The sequence below is a fragment of the Enterococcus florum genome, from assembly GCF_004309355.1.
Lineage (GTDB): Bacteria > Bacillota > Bacilli > Lactobacillales > Enterococcaceae > Enterococcus_A > Enterococcus_A florum.
On record NZ_BJCC01000050.1, the window covers coordinates 1 to 3,448 of the forward strand.

6 protein-coding genes are annotated in these 3,448 nt (G+C 33.4%); all 6 read right to left on the minus strand.

Annotated features, from left to right (window positions below):
* Nucleotides 1-83 precede the first annotated feature (83 nt).
* The gene (locus NRIC_RS18855; protein WP_146624270.1) at nucleotides 84-275 is read right to left on the minus strand and encodes a hypothetical protein; all 192 of its coding nucleotides are present in this window, start codon (nucleotides 273-275) and stop codon (nucleotides 84-86) included.
* A 583-nt stretch (nucleotides 276-858) separates the two neighbouring features.
* Entirely contained in the window at nucleotides 859-1,827 is a 969-nt protein-coding gene (locus NRIC_RS18860) for an Abi family protein (protein WP_146624271.1), read from the minus strand.
* A gap of 258 nt (nucleotides 1,828-2,085) precedes the next feature.
* Nucleotides 2,086-2,310 (minus strand): hypothetical protein, encoded by a 225-nt coding sequence (locus tag NRIC_RS18865; RefSeq protein WP_146624272.1) that lies wholly within the window; start codon nucleotides 2,308-2,310, stop codon nucleotides 2,086-2,088.
* A complete protein-coding gene (locus NRIC_RS18870; protein ID WP_146624273.1) occupies nucleotides 2,307-2,582 on the minus strand; it encodes a hypothetical protein in 276 nt (91 codons plus the stop codon). Before NRIC_RS18870 ends, NRIC_RS18865 begins: the two co-directional genes overlap by 4 nt.
* 11 nt (nucleotides 2,583-2,593) lie before the next feature.
* Entirely contained in the window at nucleotides 2,594-3,010 is a 417-nt protein-coding gene (locus NRIC_RS18875; RefSeq protein ID WP_146624274.1) for a hypothetical protein, read from the minus strand.
* Nucleotides 3,011-3,093: 83 nt separating this feature from the next.
* Complete coding sequence (locus NRIC_RS19385; protein ID WP_175580162.1) at nucleotides 3,094-3,264, minus strand: hypothetical protein; 171 nt, start codon at nucleotides 3,262-3,264, stop codon at nucleotides 3,094-3,096.
* Between the last annotated feature and the right edge of the window lie 184 nt (nucleotides 3,265-3,448).

The window sequence follows — 3,448 nt, forward strand, 5'->3', positions numbered from 1 at the left end:
CCCCTATCTAGGATTTAATTATTTCCTTGTCCTAGATAGGGGTAGCATAGCAATTAAGGCTGAGGGTCTGTTTAAATTCGGGTTTACTCTTCATTAAGAACTTTTTTTCTTTCATTTATTAATTGAATCAATTCGTCCAAATCTTCTGCTGTAGCGATTTTGATATACCCTTTTGCACCAGATCGTTTACGAATATAGTTCATATGTTCCTTATTCTTCTCTTGCCACTTTTTAGACGCGCGAAGTTGTGAATCTGAGGTTTTCTTTTCGGTCATGTCTATCTCTCCTTTTTGTTATGAATAAGTACATAGAGTAATATTAATGGGAAAACACTACTTAACACTGGGATATTTTTTCCGAGAATAGTTAAAACTAGAAACAGCAAACTGAACAATAACAAGACGATATAGATATATTTCTTTTTCATAAAAAACATGCTAGAATAATAGTGTAGAGGGGCTAAGCCCCTCAAGTGGTTAGTCATCATCGTTGTTTTCAATTATCTTTTTAAGTAGCTCGACACTACCTAGAAAGTAGAAAATAATTTTGATGGCTTTTTCTATTTCACCTAGCATTTCCTTCCCCCTTTCTATACTCTTATTATATATCGGATATATAATTAAGTCAACATTTTCCTTTGATATAATACGATTTTTTTCAAAAAAATAGCCCTCTTTTGAGGGCTAAATCATCTGCATCCAGACTTCAATTGTAGATTCCAAATGACCAATCGATCGGCATTGTTTCCAGTGTAAAAGTTCATCAGTTTCGCTATCAATCAGTAGCAGTAGTAAGTTTAAATCATCAACTAAAATGTACATAAAAACGTACCTACTTTATTAGAAGGTACGCGAAGAATCATGTAGTTCTCTTCATTCGCAGTTTATTTTTGCGCTTCTTATTTCCTGATTTAGGCATTATCGATGCAATCGAGGAGCGACGCCTAAACCCTAATTGATTAGCTAAAACATCAGTAGAAGCAACAGTGTTTATTGAGGAAAATATTTTTCCATAGTTATAAGCAGGATTAACAATATCCATAATTTTTCTTAAGACACATAAAACAATGGCGATTCTATCTGTATATTTTTCATTAGGTCCTTCAACTTTATATAGTAAATGTTTCCAAGAATCATGAATAATTGGCGTAGTGTTCAGTTTAATGTCAATAATATTAGAATTGTGAGCACAAATATTTCTAACAAACTTCAAGCATTTTAGCCAGGATAATAATTCGGAGGGGGTGCATTGATAAATATCGGCTAACCGTCTTAGGTTATTCTGTGACATGAGTTCTACCAAATAGATGATGTCTCCGAAAGTTAAAACGTCAATTGCTAACCATATTGATGGCTGCTTTTTAGAATTCAAATTACATGATTTCTTTATCTCGGGATTAGAGGAGTTTGAAATCTTGGATCTTAATCGTTTAGTAAAATCTTTTTGGCGATCAGATAAGTAGTATCTGCAATACTCTTCACGATTGCACCAAGACGAAAATTTCAAATAATTGAAAGGACCGTTTCTTCCTAAAATATAAGCCACGCTTGTTTTGACAGAAACTTCCACTTCTTCAATACAGTGAAGTAAATATACACGTAAATTTTTGTCTTGGTAATAACGACTTATTACTTTATCAAATGCTACATTTTTATAGCTAACGCTTTCTCCTTCGAACGTTGCTAAAGGTTTGGCCGCTTCTTTTATTCTGTAATAGCCTAATTGTGCTAAAAGTTTTTCTGCATTGCTAACATTATTTATTACCATTCCACGCGATTGAAATAATCCTACTTGTTGCTTATAAGAAAGTGGTGTTGGTCCAGACATTATTTGTCACACTCCTAGTTATAAAAAAAACCCTCACCACAGAACGTATCTGCCCATAAAGGGTGTGAGGGTATCGGCATATTCACTTATAATATACCAAAGAATAATTTGATATACAATGAAAAAGTAAATTTAAATTAAAATAAATAATCAAATTTCAGAAAAGGGTAAAAATATTTAAAACGTTTAAAAAACAAATTAAATCACAATTTTCCCGCCATCCATACGTACACCATAAAATTCTGTTTTAGCGCCATTTCAATAGTAGAGGTTCTTTTTCTTGTTTAACATCAATACTTTTAAAAAATCCTTAGCCAACAACGGTGGCTTTTTACTTTCACGAAAGAGTAGGAGGTCGCCTTGTACATCTTTTTTAATCGACGTGAACGCCTGCAGCTTACCATTCGCAGATGTATAAATGCCTTTGTAATCGTCATCAAAAGAATTAATAGACAACGTGACCAATAGTCCATTTACCTTCACGAAATCACTTTCTTTCTAGGGAGTTTGCTTTCTTCAAATTCTATCATGATTTTCGTCATGCCGATAACGGAATACCTTTTTATGATGAATTGTTTTCTACTATTGTATTCGCCGCATACTGCGAGCTTCATTCCTTCGTCAACCTCAGCTAAAAACTTCAATGAGTGCGATGCAATCAAGCAGCTAGTCTCATTAAGTTTAAAGAAGATGAGGGGACGTTCTGACATTTTCAATATTTTAATGCTGCTAACTGTTCCAGTTTTCGACTGCATGCAATCACTCCTTAATCTCTTATTTGGTTCATTAGGAAATCATAAAACTCAATTTGGCTTTCGTATTCTTTTTCGGTTATCGCTTCATTCAAGTTTGCGCTAAACATAGCAGAGGTGATTGTGGAATGTTTTTCGTGAAGGGCTTTGAAAACATCACCTCGTTTCTTAGTTTTAGGAATAGCATCATATTCTGTCTTCTTTTTTCTATTAGTAATAAGAAGATCCTGAGCGAAACCGCCAAACACTGGCACTACTTCAAAACTAAAACCCTCATAAGTATTTTCTAACTCGTTGCAAAGGATTATCATTTCATGTTCTTCCAGATAATAGTCATCTAGACAGATTCGAGAACTGTAACCAGACATGTCTTCAATTTCCTCTAATAAATTATGCTTTTTCACAAGTAATTCGATGGTTAATTCTCTCATATGTGTTCCTCCTAATATTATTAAAATCATTACTAATTCTTTTTAAAGTCTATTTCTGCCTCAAGAATGTATCTAACTTTTAGTTATCCATCTTTTATAATTGTCTCTTTCTCTACGCTGACCGGCTGCTTACTCTGACCTGTAGCTAAGATAGAAATAAAATTTAAATCTATTTGGGTTCGTTCGTCTGCTGTGGTCTCTTTGTAAAAGTTTGCATATTTATCTCCCAAATTTAGTCGGATAAAATCTTCCATCATATCAATCACCTCAAAGTTATTATACAAACATATGTTCGTTTTTGTAAAGAAAAAAAGACTATTTTATTCGAAATAGATCAAACAAAAATAGAAGTGGGTAATTTTTGGGTATGCAAGATAAAAAAAGAGCTGTAAACACTGATATAGCAGTGTTTACAGCTTTAAAAGAAAGCCACCTGTC

Bases quoted from the DNA above. Each gene is read 5' to 3' on its own strand.
- NRIC_RS18855 (WP_146624270.1), bottom strand. From the start codon at position 275: ATGACCGAAAAGAAAACCTCAGATTCACAACTTCGCGCGTCTAAAAAG.
- NRIC_RS18860 (WP_146624271.1), bottom strand. From the start codon at position 1,827: ATGTCTGGACCAACACCACTTTCTTATAAGCAACAAGTAGGATTATTT.
- NRIC_RS18870 (WP_146624273.1), bottom strand. From the start codon at position 2,582: ATGCAGTCGAAAACTGGAACAGTTAGCAGCATTAAAATATTGAAAATG.
- NRIC_RS18875 (WP_146624274.1), bottom strand. From the start codon at position 3,010: ATGAGAGAATTAACCATCGAATTACTTGTGAAAAAGCATAATTTATTA.
- NRIC_RS19385 (WP_175580162.1), bottom strand. From the start codon at position 3,264: ATGGAAGATTTTATCCGACTAAATTTGGGAGATAAATATGCAAACTTT.